The following is a 15,946-nucleotide window of genomic DNA, read 5'->3' as shown; positions in this document are numbered from 1 at the left end:
GGTAATCCGTGAAAAAGCTCTCCGCACGACGACGCCACCCGCTGGCGGCGCTCGTCGTCCTACTCCTCGCGCTGGCATGCACAGGGGGGCTGTACGCCGCGTTCGCACCCGCGGACAAGGCGCAGGCCGATGAAACCGCCCAGTCCCTCGCCATCGAAGAGGGCAAGAAGCTCTACGCCGTCGGCTGTGCCAGCTGCCACGGCACCGGAGGTCAGGGCACCACCGACGGTCCGAGCCTGGTCGGCGTGGGCGCCGCGGCCGTCGACTTCCAGGTGGGCACCGGCCGTATGCCGGCCCAGCAGCCGGGCGCGCAGGTCCCGCGCAAGAAGGTCATCTACTCCCAGGCGGAGATCGACCAGCTGGCGGCCTACGTCGCCTCGCTGGGTGCCGGTCCGGCCGTCCCGTCGGAGGAGAAGTACGGCCCGGAGGGCGCGGACACCGCCAAGGGTGGCGAGCTGTTCCGCACCAACTGCGCGCAGTGCCACAACTTCACCGGCAAGGGCGGCGCGCTGACGCACGGCAAGTACGCGCCCACCCTCGAGGATGTCGACCCCAAGCACATCTACGAGGCCATGCAGACCGGCCCGCAGAACATGCCCTCCTTCCCCGACACCACGCTGTCGGAGCAGAACAAGAAGGACATCATCGCCTACCTGGACGCGGTCAACGGCGACGACACCGTGGACCCCGGCGGTCTCTCGCTGGGCGGCCTGGGCCCGGTCAGTGAGGGCCTCTTCGGCTGGATCTTCGGCCTCGGCGCCTGCATCGCCGTCGCCGTGTGGGTCGCCGCTCGCACCGCAAAGGCCAAGAAGTCATGAGTAGCCAAGACATTCCAGAAGAGAACCTGCCCGCTGAGCAGGGCGGCACCCACGTGCCGAAGCCGGCCGACGAGAAGAACCCGTTCGCCGACCCGGGGCTTCCGCCCCACGAGCACCGGATCCAGGACATCGACGAGCGGGCCGCCAAGCGGTCCGAGCGCACGGTCGCCCTGCTGTTCACGGTGTCGATGCTGGCCACCATCGGCTTCATCGCCTCGTTCGTCGCGATCCCGCACGACAAGTCGATCTACGTCTGGCCGCTCGGGCACATCAACGCGATGAACCTCGCGCTCGGCCTGACGCTGGGCGTGGCGCTCTTCACCATCGGCGCGGGCGCCGTCCACTGGGCGCGCACCCTGATGTCCGACGAGGAGGTCGCCGACGAGCGCCACCCGATCGAGGCGTCTCCCGAGGTCCGTGCCAAGGTCCACGCGGACTTCAAGCAGGGCGCCAAGGAGTCGGTGATCGGCCGGCGCAAGCTGATCCGCAACACGATGCTGGGCGCGCTCACGCTGGTGCCGCTCTCCGGCGTCGTCCTGCTGCGCGACCTCGGTCCGCTGCCCGGGACCAAGCTGCGCCACACGCTGTGGTCCAAGGGCAAGCTGCTCGTCAACATGAACACGAACGAGCCGATGCGTCCGTCGGACATCGCGGTCGGTTCCCTCACCTTCGCCAAGCCCGAGGGCCTGGAGGAGCACGACCACGGCTTCCAGAACGAGATCGCCAAGGCGGCCCTGATGATCATCCGGCTGGAGCCGGAGGCCATCAAGGACAAGCGGGAGCTCGAGTGGTCCCACGAGGGCATCGTGGCGTACTCGAAGATCTGCACCCACGTCGGTTGCCCGATCTCGCTGTACGAGCAGCAGACGCACCACGCTCTGTGCCCCTGCCACCAGTCCACCTTCGACCTCGCCGACGGTGCCCGGGTGATCTTCGGTCCCGCCGGTCACGCCCTGCCGCAGCTGCGCATCGGCGTGAACGACGAGGGCTACCTCGAGGCCCTCAGTGACTTCGAGGAGCCCGTCGGTCCTGCATTCTGGGAGCGCGGATGAGTACTGCAGCCAACGAAGCACCCCGCTCTCGCGGGAAGGCCCCGGCCGGCGAACGTGTCGCCGACTGGGCCGACGGCCGGCTCGGGATCTACTCCCTGGCCAAGGCCAACATGCGCAAGATCTTCCCGGACCACTGGTCCTTCATGCTCGGTGAGATCTGCCTCTACAGCTTCATCATCATCATCCTCACGGGTGTGTACCTGACGCTGTTCTTCCACCCGTCGATGAACGAGGTGGAGTACCACGGCAGCTACATCCCGATGCAGGGACAGCTGATGAGTGAGGCGTACAAGTCGACGCTCGACATCAGCTTCGACGTGCGCGGCGGTCTGCTGATCCGGCAGATCCACCACTGGGCGGCGATCATCTTCCTCGCCGGCATGTTCGTGCACATGATGCGCGTCTTCTTCACCGGCGCGTTCCGCAAGCCGCGTGAGATCAACTGGCTGTTCGGCTTCCTGCTGTTCGTCCTCGGCATGTTCACCGGTTTCACCGGCTACTCGCTCCCGGACGACCTGCTCTCCGGCACCGGTGTCCGCTTCACGCAGGGCGCGATCCTGTCCGTGCCGATCGTCGGCACGTACATCTCGATGTTCCTGTTCGGCGGGGAGTTCCCCGGGACCGACTTCGTCGCCCGGTTCTACTCGATCCACATCCTGCTGCTGCCGGGCATCATGCTCGGTCTGGTGGTCGGCCACCTGATCCTGGTCTTCTACCACAAGCACACGCAGTTCGCGGGTCCCGGCAAGACCAACAAGAACGTGGTCGGCATGCCGCTGCTGCCGGTGTACATGGCCAAGGCCGGAGGCTTCTTCTTCCTGGTCTTCGGTGTCATCGCGGCCATCGCCGGCATCGCCTCGGTCAACCCGATCTGGAGCATCGGCCCCTACCGGCCGGACCAGGTGTCCACGGGCGCCCAGCCCGACTGGTACATGGGCTTCGCCGAGGGTCTGGTCCGCGCCATGCCGGGCTGGGAGATCAACTTCTGGGGTCACACCCTGGTCCTCGGTGTGTTCGTCCCGCTGGTGATCTTCGGTCTCTTCCTGGCGATCATCGCCCTCTACCCGTTCATCGAGTCGTGGGTGACCGGGGACAAGCGCGAGCACCACATCCTGGACCGCCCGCGCAACGCCCCGACCCGTACCGCCTTCGGCGTCGCCTGGGTCACCGCGTACATGATCATGCTGATCGGTGGTGGCAACGACATCGTCGCCACGCACTTCCACCTGTCGATCAACGCGGTCACCTGGTTCGTGCGCATCGGGTTCTTCGTCGGCCCGGTCATCGCCTTCGTGATCACCAAGCGGATCTGCCTCGGCCTCCAGCGCCGGGACAAGGAGAAGGTGCTGCACGGGCGCGAGTCCGGCATCATCAAGCGCCTGCCGCACGGTGAGTTCATCGAGGTGCACGAGCCGCTCAGCCAGGAGCAGCTGCACACGCTCACGGCGCACGAGCAGTACAAGCCGGTCGAGATCGGTCCGACGGTCGACGAGAACGGCGTGGAGCGCAAGGTGAAGCGCACCGAGAAGCTGCGCGCCAAGCTCAGCAAGTCGTACTACGGCGAGGAGTCGCAGATTCCGAAGCCGACCGTCGAGGAGTACAAGGAGATCACGAGCGGCCACGGCCACCACTGACCCTCCAGCGTCGCCACACCACGGTCGAAGGGCCCCGTCCGTTCCGCGGACGGGGCCCTTCGCCGTGCCCGGCGCTGGATAGGGTGGGAGCACACCTTCTTTCCGCCACGCACACGATTCAGGAGCGGCTCATGAGCGCTTTGACCCCCGCTGGAGGCGACACCGCGGCGGGCCGCTCCTGGCCCGCCCTGCTGAACGGGCTGGCGGACGGCCGCGACCTGACCGCCGACGAGACCGCCTGGGCGCTGGACGTGATCATGCGCGGCGAGGCGACCGACGCGCAGATCGCCGGCTTCGCGGTCGGGCTCCGCTTCAAGGGGGAGACCGTCGAGGAGATCTCCGGTCTCGTCCGCACCATGTACGCGCACGCCAACGTGATCGAGGTGCCGGGGGAGACGGTCGACATCGTCGGCACCGGCGGCGACGGCGCCAAGACCGTCAACATCTCCACCATGTCGGCGATCGTCGTGGCCGGCACCGGCGCCAAGGTCGTCAAGCACGGCAACCGGGCCGCCTCCTCGGCGTCCGGGGCCTCCGACGTCCTGGAGAAGCTCGGCGTCAATCTGGAGCTGACGCCGAAGCGGGTCGCGGAGGTCGCCGAGGAGGCGGCATCACCTTCTGCTTCGCCGTGAAGTTCCACCCCGCGCTGCGCCACGTGGCGGCCGCCCGCGGCCAGCTGGGCATCCGCACGGTGTTCAACTTCCTGGGACCGCTGACCAACCCGGCCAGGGTGAAGGCCCAGGCGATCGGCGTGGCGCACGCCCGGATGGCGCCGATCATCGCCGGTGTCTTCGCCGAGCGCGGCCACTCCTCCCTGGTCTTCCGCGGCGACGACGGCCTGGACGAGCTGACCACCACCTCCACCTCCCGGGTCTGGGTGGTGCGGGACGGCCGGGTGACCGAGGAGACCTTCGACCCGCGGGACGTCGGCCTCGAACTCGTCCCGGTCGAGGCCCTGCGCGGCGCCGACGCCTCCTACAACGCCGATGTCGCCCGTCGGCTGCTGGCCGGGGAGACGGGCCCGGTGCGGGACGCGGTGCTGCTGAACTCCGCGGCGGCGCTGGTGGCCCTGGAGCCCGGTGCCGGGTCGCTCACCGAGCAGATCCGCGCCGGTATGGACCGGGCCGCCGAGTCGATCGACTCCGGCGCCGCCAGGCAGGCCCTGGAGCGCTGGGTGGCGGCGACCCACGCCTGACCCGCCCACCGTCCCGTGTGACGTGCGTCCCGCGATCCGGACTCGGGTTGCGGGACGCCGATCACTTCCCCTAGGTTTTTCGACAGGTCATGAGTGACAGTCATGAGGCCCCGGCCGACTGTCCGGCAACCCTCCGTCCGTGGCGGGGTGCCCCGGGTGAAGACCAGGTCGTGGACAGCAAGGTCCACGGCAAGCGCGGACCCCTCGCGAAACCAGGGGTCCTGGGTCGTTCGAGGGAGTCTCCCGTGAATCAGCGAATGCGATAGGGCCGCAGAGCCCCGCCTCCGCACATCCCCTTCCTTTCTTTCTTTCACAGCGCCCTGCCGCGCGCTGCTCTTTCACGGGAGTCCGCCATGTCCGTGCCCACCGCTGTCGCCACCCCGCTGCCCGTTCTCGGCCGGGATGTCACCGTCCCGCTCGTCACCGGCGGGGAGGTCACCTACGCCGCGCTCGACTACGCCGCCAGCGCGCCCGCCCTCCAGCGGGTCTGGGACGACGTGGCGGCCTACGCCCCGTACTACGGCAGCGTGCACCGCGGGGCCGGGTACCTCTCGCAGCTGTCGACCGACCTGTTCGAGAACGCCCGCCGGACCGTCGCCGAGTTCCTGGACTGCCGGGACGGCGACCAGGTGGTCTTCACCCGGTCCACCACCGACTCCCTGAACCTCCTCGCCCGCGCGCTCCCGGCCGGCTGCCGGGTCTTCGTCTTCGAGACCGAGCACCACGCCTCGCTGCTGCCCTGGCGCGACGCGGACGTGACGTACCTGGACGCCCCGCGCACCCCCGCGCAGGCCGTCGAGACCCTGGAGCGCGCCCTCGCCGCCCGGGAGCCGTACGGCCCGGCCCTGGTCTGCGTCACCGGCGCCTCCAACGTCACCGGTGAACTGTGGCCGGTGCGCGAACTGGCCGCCGCCGCACACGCCCACGGTGCCCGGATCGTGCTGGACGCCGCCCAGCTCGCCCCGCACCACCCGGTCTCGGTGAGCGACCTGGACGTGGACTGGGTCGCCTTCTCCGGGCACAAGCTCTACGCCCCCTTCGGCTCCGGCGTGCTCGCCGGCCGCGCCGACTGGCTGCGCGAGGCCGAGCCGTACCTCGCGGGCGGCGGCGCCAGCCGCAGCGTCTCCCGGCGCGCGGACGGCGGTGTGGACGTGCGCTGGCACGACAGCGCCGCCCGGCACGAGGCGGGCTCGCCCAACGTCATCGGCGCCTACGCGATCGCCTCGGCCTGCAAGGCGCTCACCGAGGCCGGCTTCGACACCCTGGTCGCCCGCGAGGAGTACCTGATCGGGAAGGTACGGGAAGGGCTCGCCGAGGTGCCCGAGGTGCGGGTCCTGTCCCTCTTCGGCGACGACGCCCCGCGCGTCGGCGTGCTCTCCTTCGTCGTCGACGGCTGGAACAGCTCCCACTTCGCCGCCGCGCTCTCCGCCGAGTACGGGATCGGTGTGCGCGACGGCCTGTTCTGCGCCCACCCGCTGGTGCGCACCCTGCTCGGCAGCGACCCGGGGACGCAGGGCGAGTGCGGTGCCCCGGAGGCCGCGCCCGGCGAGAGGTCCCTCAACGCCATCCGCGTCAGCTTCGGCGCGGGCACCCCGGACGAGCACGTCGAGCGTTTCGTGGCCGCCGTCAAGGAGCTGGTGAGCGACGGCGCCCGGTGGAACTACCGCACCGAGGACGGGCGTTGCGTGCCCGACACGTCCGCCGCCGCCGGCACCACCGCGGGCACCGCAGCCGGCTGACCCGGCCGGCCCGGCAGCCGCGAGCCCAGCAGGACCATCCGCAGCGCCCGCTCGGTGGCGTCCGTGAGGAGTTCGGCGGCGCGCACGAGGGCGTCCGCGAGGGCCATCGGCGCCGGCATGATGCCGTGGAAGGCGTCCACCCCGGGGACCTCGTGCGCGCCCTCGCCCAGCGTGCCGGCCAGGGCGAGGACGGGACGGCCGTGCAGCTTGGCGCGCCGGGCGACCTCGGCCGGGACCTTGCCGCGCGGCGTCTGGTGGTCGAGGGCGCCCTCGGCGGTGAGCACCAGGTCGGCGCGGGCCAGGCGGGCGTCCAGGTCCAGGTGGTCGAGCAGGACGTCGAAGCGGGGCAGCAGCCGGGCCCCGACGGCGGCCAGCCCCGCGCCCAGCCCGCCGGAGGCGCCGGTGCCGGGGCCGGTGCGCAGATCGGCGCCGACGACGCCGAGGTCGCGGGTGAGGACGCGCGCCCAGTTCTCCAGACCGGCCGACAACTCCTCGACCTGCGCGGGCGTCGCCCCCTTCTGCGGACCGAACACCCGCGCCACGCCCCGCTCCCCGCACAGCACGTTGAAGGGGTTGCACGCGACCAGCAGTTCCACCTTCCTCAGCCGGGGGTCCAGGCCCGCCGGGTCGACGCGGGCGAGGCGGACCAGTTCCCGTCCGCCGCGGGGGAGTTCGAAGCCGTCCGCGTCCAGCAGCCGGGCGCCGAGCGCCTGGAGCGCCCCCGCGCCCCCGTCGGACGTACCGGAGTCGCCGCAGCCCACCAGGATGCGCCGGGCGCCGGTGTCCAGCGCGGCGCGGATCAGCTCGCCGACGCCGTACGTGGTGGTGGCGCCCGGGTCGCGCAGGGCGCGGGGGACCAGGGACAGACCCGCGACGGCCGCCATCTCCACCACCGCGGTGTCCCCGTCGCCGAGCAGCGCGAAGTGGGTGCCGACGGGCTCGCCGACCGGGCCGGTGGCGGCCAGCGCGACCAGCCGCCCGTCGGTCGCGGCGGCCAGCGCGCGGGCGGTGCCCTCGCCGCCGTCCACGAGCGGGATGCGGTCGATCTCGGCGTCCGGCAGGACGCGGCGGACACCGGCCGCGATGGCGTCGGCGGCGGCCTGGGCGGACAGCGACTCCTTAAAGCCGCTGGGGGCCACGGCGACCCGGCCGAGCAGGGAGGGGACCGAGGACATTGAGGACGTGGAAGACATGTCGGGCTCCTTCAACGGGTCACGGGTACGCCGAGCAGCGGCCAGACCGCGGCGGCGAAGAACAGCACGAGCGCGGCGGTCAGCGGTGCCAGGACGGCGGACAGCCGCAGCAGGTCGCGCGGGGTGTAGGTGGGGGTGCCGGGGAGGTCGGAGAAGAGCGTGACCGGCTTGGCGGAGGCCGGGAGCGTGTGGCAGAAGCCGGCCGCCGCGGTGGACGCGAGCGCGGCGGCGACCGGGTTGACCCCCGCGCCCGCGGCCGCGGCGATCACCAGGGGCACCAGGACGGAGGAGCGGGCCGAGCGGGACTGGAGGACCAGGTGGGCGGCGGTGCTCACCGCGACCACGACCCCGAGGAAGACGGCCGGCGCGACGTCCGCGGGCAGCCCGGACACCAGCCACTTCGCCGCGCCGGAGTCGGCGAGCGCGACGCCCATCGCCATGGTCGCCGCCATGAACAGCAGCAGCGACCACGGCACGGTCTTCAGCGCGTCCTTGAGGCGTACGGTGCCCAGCGCGGGGGAGGAGGCGACGACGGCGCCGATCAGCGCCACCACCGCGGGCGGGACCCGGTGCAGGGGTTCGCTGCACCACAGGGCCACCACCGTGGCCAGCAGCAGGGCGCAGCGCTTCTCCGCCTGGGTCCACGGGCCGGTGACCGGGTCCTCGCTGTGCCGCTGTATCTCCTCGGCGGTGATGCGCACCGGTCCCGCGCGGTCCGCCCGCCGCGTGGTCGTCAGCAGCACGGTCTCGGCGGCCAGGTGGGACGAGGCCACCGCCAGCGGCAGCCCGAGCAGCAGCCACTGGGTGAAGCCGATCCGGTCCCCGGTCGCCTCCCACAGCACGGACACGGTGATCAGGTGCGCGCCCGCGCCGATCAGCGTCGCCACCGCCGACAGCAGGATCACGGTCGGGAAGAGCAGCGCCAGCATCACCACCAGCCGCTTCCGGTCGGCCAGCGCCTTGGCGAGGGCGAGGAACACCGGCAGCGCGAGCGCCGCCCGGCCCGAGGTGGCCGGCACCGCGAAGGCGGTGACGACCAGCGCGGCCGTCGTCAGGTGCACCAACTGCCGTACGCTGCGCGCCCCGCCGACCAGGAAGGCGGCGGCCCGCCCGGCGAGGCCGGTCCGCGTCACCGCGGCCGCGAGCACGAAGGCGCAGATCAGCAGCCACACCGTGTCGTCACCGAGGGTGCCGAAGAGGGTGTCGCTGCTGATCACGCCGGTCGCCGTCAGCGCGAGTCCGGCGCCCAGCGCGATGTACGTGTCGTCGATCGGGGTGGCGATCCAGGCGCAGGTCGCCAGCGCGAACACGGCGAGGGTGAGGCGCGCGTCGCCGCCGAGGGCGGGGAAGTTGGCGGGGACCGCCAGCAGCGCGCACAGGGACAGGGCCACGCAGAGGGCCGCCGCGAGGCGGGGGTTCAACGTCACGTCAACGAGGGTTCACGGAGGCGGTGAGTCCTCAATGAGCGTCACATGAAGGAAACTTCACCAGGCCGGCAGCCGGTATCCCATCCCGCGCACGGTCTCGACCTGCTGTGCCCCGAGCTTCTTGCGCAGCGCCCGCACGTACACGTCCACGATGTTGGAGCCGGGGTCGAAGTCGTAGCCCCACACGTGCGACAGGATCTGCTCGCGGGACAGTACCTGCCCCGGGTGGCGCAGGAACAGCTCCAGCAGGACGAACTCACGGGCCGTCAGGTCGACGGTGCGCTCCCCGGCGCGGGCCCGGCGGGTGCGCAGGTCCAGGCTGAGCGCCCCCGACCTCAGCACCGTCACCTCGGGCGCCCGGGCCGCCGTGCGCAGCCTGAGCCGTACCCGGGCCAGCAGTTCCTCGAAGCGGAACGGTTTGGTCATCCAGTCGTCGGCGCCGCCCTCCAGCCCGGCCACCGTGTCCCGGACGGAGTCCCGGGCGGTCAGCACGATCACCGGGGTGGTCACCCGGGACTCGCGCAGCTCGCGCAGGACCGTGAAGCCGTCCCGGCCGGGCAGCCCGATGTCCAGGACGACCAGGTCGAACCCGCCGGTCAGGGCGTACTCGTAGGCGGCGTCGCCGTCGGCGACGGCGGTGGTGGTGAAGCCGTTGGCGCGCAGGCCCTTCTCGACGAAGGAGGCGATGCGCTCCTCGTCCTCGACGATGAGGATGCGGTTCATGGACGTGCCTCTTCCGCGATCAGTCGGAATCAAGTGTCAGTACGAAGGTGGCCCCGCCGCCCTCGGTGGTGCGCAGGCCGACCCGCCCGCCGTGGCCCTCGGCGATCGCCTTCACGATCGACAGCCCGAGCCCCGCGCCGGTCCCGCGCACCCCGCGCCGGGCCGTGCCGCGCCGGAAGCGCTCGAAGATGACCTCGGCGTCCTGCGGCTGGACGCCGGGGCCGGAGTCGGCTACGTACAGCTCGACGCGGTCGCCGTCGGCGCGGGAGCCGATGCGGATGGTCTGGCCGGCGGTGGTGTGCTGCACGGCGTTCTGCGCGAGCTGCACCATGGCCTGCGTGATCCGCTGCGGGTCCAGCCGCACCTCGCGGTCGGCGACCCCGTCCAGCACCCAGTCCCGCTCGCCGAGGGTGCGGGCCTTGACGTAGACGTCGGCGGTGAGTTCGGCGAGCTGGACCGGCTCGGGGGTGACGAAGTCGGGGCGTTCGGTCTTGGCGAGCAGCAACAGGTCCTCGACGATGCGGCTCATCCGGTCCAGTTCGTCGGTGACCAGGCGGACGGTCTCCTCCCGTTCCGCCGGGTCGTCGCCCATCAGCTCCAGGTGGCCGCGCACGATGGTGATCGGGGTGCGCAGTTCGTGGCCCGCGTCGTCGACGAAGCGGCGCTGGGCGGCGAAGGCCCGCTCCAGCCGGTCGAGCATGGCGTTGAACGTCTCGGCGAGCGCCGCCACGTCGTCGTTGCCGTGCACCGGGATGCGCCGGGTCAGGTCCTGCTCGGTGAGCTGCGCGGCGGTGGTGCGCACCAGCCGCACCGGCTTGAGGATGCGGCCCGCGACCACCCAGGCGATGCCCGTCGTCATCAGCAGCGCGACGCCGGAGATGGCCAGCAGCACGCGGAACACCTCGTCGGCGCGCTGCTGTTCGCGCCCCGGGTGGAAGGCGACCACGAACGCCGCCGCCGGTTCGCCGCCGTACCGGGCGACGGTGACCTTGGCCCAGCGGACCTCGCCCTCGGGCCGGTGCAGGGTGCCGGTGGAGTCGGGCGAGGCGTAGATGCGGCGCAGGGCGTCGCCGTCCTTGTGCAGGGGCAGGGCGACCGGGATCTCCCGCTGCTGCACGAACTTGGTCGGACGGTCGCCCACCTTGCCGACCAGGCCGAGCAGTTCCTCGTCCAGGTCGGCGTACTGCCGTTGCAGGAAGACCTTCAGCAGCCGCTCGGGGTCGGTGAACGGCAGGCCGGTCTCCGGGTCGAAGCCCTGGTCCTCGAAGTTGGCGAACTCCCCGGCCTCCTGCGCGAGCAGCCCGTTGATCCGCTGGTCGGTGTCGCGCAGCAGGATCGAGCGGGTGGTCGCGGCCACCGACGCGAGGGCGACCGCCATCACGAGCAGCAGCCAGAGCAGGATGCGGACCCGGGCCGAGATCCGGCGGCGCTCACGGTCAGCCGTCGTCGCCGGGTCCGTCGTCGGCGGTTCCTTCGGCGCCCGAGTCGTCCCCGGTTCCCTGGCCTCGGTCGTCGTCATCGTCGTCATCCGGGGGGCTGTCGGTCACCGGCGGCCGGGTCACCACCTGGTCGCTGGGCGTCGGCTCGGGTGAGGAGGAGGTGGGCGTCGGGGTGGGGGAGCCGCTCTCCAGCTCCACCTTGGACGGGACCTTCGGCTCCTGTGGGCTGTCGGTGAGCGCGAAGCTCGTCGCGGCGATGCCGAGCGGGATCAGGACGACGGCCGCCAGGGCCGCCATCCGGCGTGAGAAGACCATGCCTTCGATACTGCGCCCGGTACCCGGCGGCGACGATGAGCCCGGGATGAAGAACTCTTCATCCGGCGTCCGGCCCGGGGGCCGGAATCAGTTGTCCAGCCCGATCGCGAACGCCGCCTCCAGGTCGTGCTGCGAGTAGGTCCGGAACGCCACGTGCGTGTCCGTGCCCTCCACGCCGGGGATCTTGCTGATCCGGCCGGGGATGACCTCGGCGAGGTCCTCGTGCTCCTTCACCCGCACCATCGCGATCAGGTCGTAGGTGCCGGTGACGGAGAAGACCTCGCTGACGTTCTCCAGCGCGGCGATCTGCTCCGCGATCTCGGGGATGCGGTCCACGCTGGTCTTGATGAGGACGATCGCGCTGATCACGGCTGGTTCTCTCCCTCGGGCGCCGCCACTGGAACGCCCTTCACTCTAGTCGTAGGCCCGAACCGCACCCAGGCGAAGGCGAAGCCCAGCCCGAAGCCCACCAGGTGCGCGAGGTAGGCCACCCCCGGTCCGTCGCCCGCCCGGCCCGCCGCCGTCCACTGGAGCCACACCCAGAACGGCAGCACGATCCAGGCCGGGAAGCGCAGCGGCAGGAAGAAGAGGAACGGCAGCAGGCTGGTGACCCGGGCCCGCGGGAAGAGGAAGAGGAAGGCGCCGAGCACCGCGGAGATCGCCCCGGAGGCGCCGACCAGGGACTGCTGGGAGTGGGCGTTGGCGCCCGCGTAGCCGAGCAGGGCCAGGTAGCCGCAGCCGAGGTAGAACAGCGCGAACTGGAGCCGGCCCATCCGCTCCTCGGTCATCGCGCCGAAGACGTACAGGAAGAGCATGTTGCCCAGCAGGTGCACCCAGCTGCCGTGGACGAAGAGCGCGGTCGCGGGGGTGAGGGCCGAGCCGGGGGAGTCCTCGAACAGTTCTGCGGGGACCACGCCCCAGCGCCGGAAGTAGGCGCGCTGCGCGGCGAGCAGTTCCTCGCCGGTGCCGTACGCCGGATTCAGGCCCGCCGCCGGGCTGACCAGGAACAGCAGGCAGCACATGGTGATCAGCGTGTACGTCACGGGTGCGGTCCGGCGGCCCGTGCGGCGGGCCCCGCCGAGCGTCCCGACCGTTCTGCGGACCGCCGTGTTCCAGTTGCGGATCATGAATACAGAGCATGACGTAACGGGACGCACCCACCCAGGCCGCCTCGCCGCCGTGGACACGCGGGCGTCGGGTACCCGCCAGGCCGTAGGGTTACGAGCCACACGCACCGGGGGAGCCCGGCGCGTCACCGACACTGGAAGAGAGCGAACAGCCACGATGACGGTTCCCCTGCCGACCGAGACGACGCGGTGGCGCTGCACCCTCTGCGGCAACCTCACCCGCTTCGACGTCACCCGGGCCTCGAAGGTGGTCGAGTACGTGCACCTCGATCTGGCCGGCGAGCCGAAGGTCGAGGAGCGCGAGGTGCTCAGTGAGACCATCGAGTCGGTGCGGTGCCGCTGGTGCAACGCCGTGGACCAGGTGGAACTCGTGGACAGGCCGGGTGCCGACTCCTGATCAGGGGAGCGGCCCCCGCGTGAGGTGATCCCGTACGGGATCGCGCAGAGGCATTGGGGTGACGGATGGTGGAGACACGGGGCGGGGAGCCGGGCGACGGCGCCGCCGAGGTGCTCGACCGCCCGCTGCCCGACGGCGTGCGCCGCAGGGTCGTGCAGATCGTCTCCGACGGTTTCGGCGGGCTCACCCTCGGTGAGCTGCCCGCCCAGCTGCGGCAGTACGCCCGGTTCGCCCCGAACCGCAGGACCAAGTTCGCCGGCAACGCCATGGCCGCCGCCGTGGAGACCGACCCGCTCTTCCGCCAGCGCATCGGCGAGAAGTTCCGCGACGCCCAGCCGGAACTGGCCGGGGCGCTGGACGCGGGCTCCCCGCCCCCGGCCGCCGACCCGCTCGACGTGGCGGCGGCGGCCTATGTGCTGCGTCCGCACGGCTGGGTGAAGCTGGTGACCGCCGCCGGCGAGGAGGCCCAGCGCGCGGACGCCGAGCGCGCCGACGAGGAGAGCCGCGCCGAGCTGGAGCGGCTGCACGAGGAGCTGGCCCAGGCCCGCGAGCACACCAGGACCGAGACCGAGCGGCTGCGCGCCGAGCTGGACGCGGCCAAGCGGGAGACCGAGTCGCTGCACCGCAAGCTGCGCTCCGCCCTGAGCGACGTCAAGCGCGGCGAGGCGGCGCTGCGCAAGGTCCAGGCCGAGATCGACGCCGTCCGCGCCGAGAGCCACGCCCAGGTCTCCGCCGCCGAGAGCGAGACCCGGCGGCTCAAGGCCCGCCTCGGGGAGGCCGAGGCCGCCCTGGAGGCCACCCGCAAGGCCGCCCGCGAGGGGCGCAGCGTCGAGGACATGCGGGTGCGGCTGCTGCTGGACACCCTGCTGGACGCCACCCAGGGGCTGCGCCGGGAGCTGGCCCTGCCGCCGGTGTCCGTGCGGCCCGCCGAGACCGTGGACGCCGTCGAGCCCGGCCGGATGACCCCGAAGGACATCGCCAACCGCGCCCTGTCCGAGCACGACCCCGCCGTCCTCGACCAGTTGCTCGCGCTGCCCCAGGCGCATCTGGTCGTCGACGGCTACAACGTGACCAAGACCGGCTATCCGCAGATGCCGCTGGAGAAGCAGCGGCTGCGCCTGCTCGGCCAGCTCTCCCAACTCGCCGCGCAGACCGGCGCGGAGACGACCTGCGTCTTCGACGGGGCCGAGCTGGCGGCGCCGGTGCTGCTCGCGCCGCCGCGCGGGGTGCGGGTGCTGTTCTCCAAGCCCGGCGTCACCGCCGACGAACTGATCCGCCAGCTGGTGCGCGCCGAGCCGCCGGGCCGGCCGGTCATCGTGGTCTCGACCGACCGGGAGGTCGCCGACGGGGTCGCGCGAGCCGGCGCGCGCCCGGTGGCGTCCGCGGTACTCCTCAAGCGGCTTTCCTAGCCTCCCTTCACTTTCGTACCAACCGCAACGTGGGTGTTCTATGCCCCGAATTGACGGAACCGTCACGCAACGTAGCGTCAATCCGGCGTCACAGCAGGTGAGTTGTGGCAAAGAATGCGGTGAGTAACAGGGTTTTTCGGGTGGAGGATTTGAACTGATCACGAGTGGGTCACTAGGGTCAGCCATCGAACCCTCGAACGGGTGATCCCTCTCAAGAAGGAGCTCGTCTCCGTGGCGTCCCACCGTCGTCCCAAGCAGCCGAGCCGCACGCGCGTGACCGTGCTCACCACCGCTGCCGCAGCCGCTGTCGCTCTCAGTTCCCAGGCCGCCAACGCCGCCCCGAGCGAGAAGCCGAGCAAGGACGAGGTCAAGACCAAGGTCGACAAGCTCTACGAGGAGGCCGAGAAGGCCACCGAGAAGTACAACGGCGCCAAGGAGAAGCAGGAGAAGCTCCAGAAGGAGATCTCCACGATCCAGGACAACGTCGCCCGCGGCCAGGAGGAGCTGAACGAGCTGCGCGACGGCCTCGGTTCGATGGCCAGCGCCCAGTACCGCTCCGGCGGGATAGACCCGTCCCTCCAGCTGTTCCTCTCCGCCGACCCGGACAACTACCTGGACAAGGCGTCCACGCTCGACCAGCTCAGCGGCCAGCAGGTCGAGGCGCTGAAGAAGATCCAGGAGAAGCAGCGGGACCTCGCCCAGCAGCGCTCCGAGGCGTCCGAGAAGCTCAAGGACCTCTCCGCCACCCGCACCGAGCTGGGCAAGAAGAAGAAGGAAGTCCAGAGCAAGCTCTCCTCCGCGCAGAAGCTGCTCAACACGCTCACCGCGCAGGAGAAGGCCGCCCTCCAGGCCGAGGAGCAGCGCGCCACCCGCACCAGCGAGCGCCAGGTCCTCTCCGGCAAGTCCACCCCCGCCTCCGGCCGGGCCGCCGCCGCCTTCGCCGCCGCCCAGAGCAAGCTGGGCACGCCCTACGTCTACGGCGCCACCGGCCCGTCCTCCTTCGACTGCTCGGGCCTGACCTCCTGGGCCTACGCCCAGGCGGGCGTCGGCATCCCGCGCACCTCCGAGGCGCAGACCGGCGCGGGCACGCGGATCTCCTCGATGAGCCAGCTCCAGGTCGGCGACCTCGTCTTCTTCTTCAACGACCTGCACCACGTCGGCCTCTACGCCGGCAACGGCCAGGTCCTGCACGCGCCGCGCACCGGTACGGTCGTCCGCTACGAGTCGATGAGCACCATCGGCGGTCCCTTCATGTTCGGCGTCCGGGTCTGACCGGGACCCCCGCACCCCCTTCCGACGCCCTCGCCGTGCCGCCCGTTCGGGCGAATCACGGCACGGCGTTCCGGCTCCCGCCCCGCCACTGACCTGCGTCAGCGGCGGGGTTCGGCGTCGCGGGCCCGCCGAGGTCGTTGGCCGGTGCCCCGCCACGGGGTTACTGTCTGCCGCGTTTCCCTGTCCGTCAGCGGAAGGAGTGCGGC

General features: G+C 71.5%; 14 protein-coding genes, 1 pseudogene and 1 riboswitch. Of the genes and pseudogenes, 8 read left to right on the top strand and 7 right to left on the bottom strand.

Features of this window, described 5'->3' with window-relative positions; genetic code table 11:
- Positions 1 to 8 precede the first annotated feature (8 nt).
- From ACFZP7_RS10375 to ACFZP7_RS10355, 5 genes and pseudogenes are all read left to right on the top strand, one after another.
- On the top strand, positions 9 to 818 hold the full coding sequence (locus tag ACFZP7_RS10375; RefSeq protein WP_019327933.1) for a c-type cytochrome: 810 nt from the start codon (positions 9 to 11) through the stop codon (positions 816 to 818).
- Positions 815 to 1,870 carry a ubiquinol-cytochrome c reductase iron-sulfur subunit gene (locus ACFZP7_RS10370; protein ID WP_029393866.1) on the top strand — a complete coding sequence of 352 codons (1,056 nt, stop codon included), beginning with the start codon at positions 815 to 817 and terminating at the stop codon, positions 1,868 to 1,870. The genes ACFZP7_RS10375 and ACFZP7_RS10370 overlap by 4 nt, the downstream gene beginning before the upstream one ends.
- The gene (locus tag ACFZP7_RS10365) at positions 1,867 to 3,504 is read left to right on the top strand and encodes a cytochrome bc complex cytochrome b subunit (RefSeq protein WP_019327935.1); all 1,638 of its coding nucleotides are present in this window, start codon (positions 1,867 to 1,869) and stop codon (positions 3,502 to 3,504) included. Before ACFZP7_RS10370 ends, ACFZP7_RS10365 begins: the two co-directional genes overlap by 4 nt.
- Positions 3,505 to 3,635: 131 nt before the next feature.
- Positions 3,636 to 4,699: pseudogene (gene trpD, locus ACFZP7_RS10360) on the top strand (anthranilate phosphoribosyltransferase).
- An 85-nt stretch (positions 4,700 to 4,784) separates the two neighbouring features.
- Positions 4,785 to 4,901: riboswitch (SAM riboswitch) on the top strand.
- Between the two features lie 151 nt (positions 4,902 to 5,052).
- Positions 5,053 to 6,438, top strand: coding sequence for an aminotransferase class V-fold PLP-dependent enzyme (locus ACFZP7_RS10355; protein WP_031016928.1), 1,386 nt, complete (start codon positions 5,053 to 5,055; stop codon positions 6,436 to 6,438).
- Here the strand turns inward: ACFZP7_RS10355 and ACFZP7_RS10350 are convergent.
- The 7 genes from ACFZP7_RS10350 to ACFZP7_RS10320 form a co-directional block, all read right to left on the bottom strand.
- On the bottom strand, positions 6,360 to 7,631 hold the full coding sequence (locus tag ACFZP7_RS10350; RefSeq protein WP_385634275.1) for a glycerate kinase: 1,272 nt from the start codon (positions 7,629 to 7,631) through the stop codon (positions 6,360 to 6,362). The genes ACFZP7_RS10355 and ACFZP7_RS10350 overlap by 79 nt on opposite strands.
- Positions 7,632 to 7,642: 11 nt before the next feature.
- Complete coding sequence (locus ACFZP7_RS10345; protein WP_385634274.1) at positions 7,643 to 9,058, bottom strand: SLC13 family permease; 1,416 nt, start codon at positions 9,056 to 9,058, stop codon at positions 7,643 to 7,645.
- A gap of 57 nt (positions 9,059 to 9,115) precedes the next feature.
- Entirely contained in the window at positions 9,116 to 9,781 is a 666-nt protein-coding gene (locus ACFZP7_RS10340) for a response regulator transcription factor (RefSeq protein WP_019327940.1), read from the bottom strand.
- Between the two features lie 19 nt (positions 9,782 to 9,800).
- Positions 9,801 to 11,300, bottom strand: coding sequence for an ATP-binding protein (locus ACFZP7_RS10335; RefSeq protein WP_385634273.1), 1,500 nt, complete (start codon positions 11,298 to 11,300; stop codon positions 9,801 to 9,803).
- Entirely contained in the window at positions 11,218 to 11,535 is a 318-nt protein-coding gene (locus ACFZP7_RS10330) for a hypothetical protein (protein WP_019327942.1), read from the bottom strand. The genes ACFZP7_RS10335 and ACFZP7_RS10330 overlap by 83 nt, the downstream gene beginning before the upstream one ends.
- Positions 11,536 to 11,622: 87 nt before the next feature.
- Entirely contained in the window at positions 11,623 to 11,904 is a 282-nt protein-coding gene (locus ACFZP7_RS10325) for an Lrp/AsnC family transcriptional regulator (protein WP_019327943.1), read from the bottom strand.
- The gene (locus ACFZP7_RS10320; RefSeq protein ID WP_019327944.1) at positions 11,901 to 12,662 is read right to left on the bottom strand and encodes a rhomboid family intramembrane serine protease; all 762 of its coding nucleotides are present in this window, start codon (positions 12,660 to 12,662) and stop codon (positions 11,901 to 11,903) included. The genes ACFZP7_RS10325 and ACFZP7_RS10320 overlap by 4 nt, the downstream gene beginning before the upstream one ends.
- 157 nt (positions 12,663 to 12,819) lie before the next feature.
- On the opposite strand from ACFZP7_RS10320, the gene ACFZP7_RS10315 reads away from it, so the two are divergent.
- From ACFZP7_RS10315 to ACFZP7_RS10305, 3 genes are all read left to right on the top strand, one after another.
- Complete coding sequence (locus tag ACFZP7_RS10315) at positions 12,820 to 13,059, top strand: hypothetical protein (RefSeq protein WP_019327945.1); 240 nt, start codon at positions 12,820 to 12,822, stop codon at positions 13,057 to 13,059.
- Positions 13,060 to 13,124: 65 nt separating this feature from the next.
- Positions 13,125 to 14,468, top strand: coding sequence for an NYN domain-containing protein (locus tag ACFZP7_RS10310; protein WP_385634272.1), 1,344 nt, complete (start codon positions 13,125 to 13,127; stop codon positions 14,466 to 14,468).
- Positions 14,469 to 14,699: 231 nt separating this feature from the next.
- The gene (locus tag ACFZP7_RS10305; RefSeq protein ID WP_029393871.1) at positions 14,700 to 15,740 is read left to right on the top strand and encodes a C40 family peptidase; all 1,041 of its coding nucleotides are present in this window, start codon (positions 14,700 to 14,702) and stop codon (positions 15,738 to 15,740) included.
- Positions 15,741 to 15,946 lie beyond the last annotated feature (206 nt).

The sequence above is a fragment of the Streptomyces sp. SudanB5_2050 genome (assembly GCF_964272335.1).
Classification (GTDB): domain Bacteria; phylum Actinomycetota; class Actinomycetes; order Streptomycetales; family Streptomycetaceae; genus Streptomyces; species Streptomyces rochei.
The sequence above is the reverse complement of the archived record's forward strand: the minus strand, read 5'-3'. Positions and strand labels throughout refer to the sequence as shown.

What these genes read in the sequence shown, in the direction of transcription:
- ACFZP7_RS10370 (WP_029393866.1), top strand. Translation starts at nt 815, where the DNA reads ATGAGTAGCCAAGACATTCCAGAAGAGAACCTGCCCGCTGAGCAGGGC.
- ACFZP7_RS10365 (WP_019327935.1), top strand. Translation starts at nt 1,867, where the DNA reads ATGAGTACTGCAGCCAACGAAGCACCCCGCTCTCGCGGGAAGGCCCCG.
- ACFZP7_RS10355 (WP_031016928.1), top strand. Translation starts at nt 5,053, where the DNA reads ATGTCCGTGCCCACCGCTGTCGCCACCCCGCTGCCCGTTCTCGGCCGG.
- ACFZP7_RS10350 (WP_385634275.1), bottom strand. Translation starts at nt 7,631, where the DNA reads ATGTCTTCCACGTCCTCAATGTCCTCGGTCCCCTCCCTGCTCGGCCGG.
- ACFZP7_RS10340 (WP_019327940.1), bottom strand. Translation starts at nt 9,781, where the DNA reads ATGAACCGCATCCTCATCGTCGAGGACGAGGAGCGCATCGCCTCCTTC.
- ACFZP7_RS10335 (WP_385634273.1), bottom strand. Translation starts at nt 11,300, where the DNA reads ATGACGACGACCGAGGCCAGGGAACCGGGGACGACTCGGGCGCCGAAG.
- ACFZP7_RS10330 (WP_019327942.1), bottom strand. Translation starts at nt 11,535, where the DNA reads ATGGTCTTCTCACGCCGGATGGCGGCCCTGGCGGCCGTCGTCCTGATC.
- ACFZP7_RS10320 (WP_019327944.1), bottom strand. Translation starts at nt 12,662, where the DNA reads ATGATCCGCAACTGGAACACGGCGGTCCGCAGAACGGTCGGGACGCTC.
- ACFZP7_RS10315 (WP_019327945.1), top strand. Translation starts at nt 12,820, where the DNA reads ATGACGGTTCCCCTGCCGACCGAGACGACGCGGTGGCGCTGCACCCTC.
- ACFZP7_RS10310 (WP_385634272.1), top strand. Translation starts at nt 13,125, where the DNA reads ATGGTGGAGACACGGGGCGGGGAGCCGGGCGACGGCGCCGCCGAGGTG.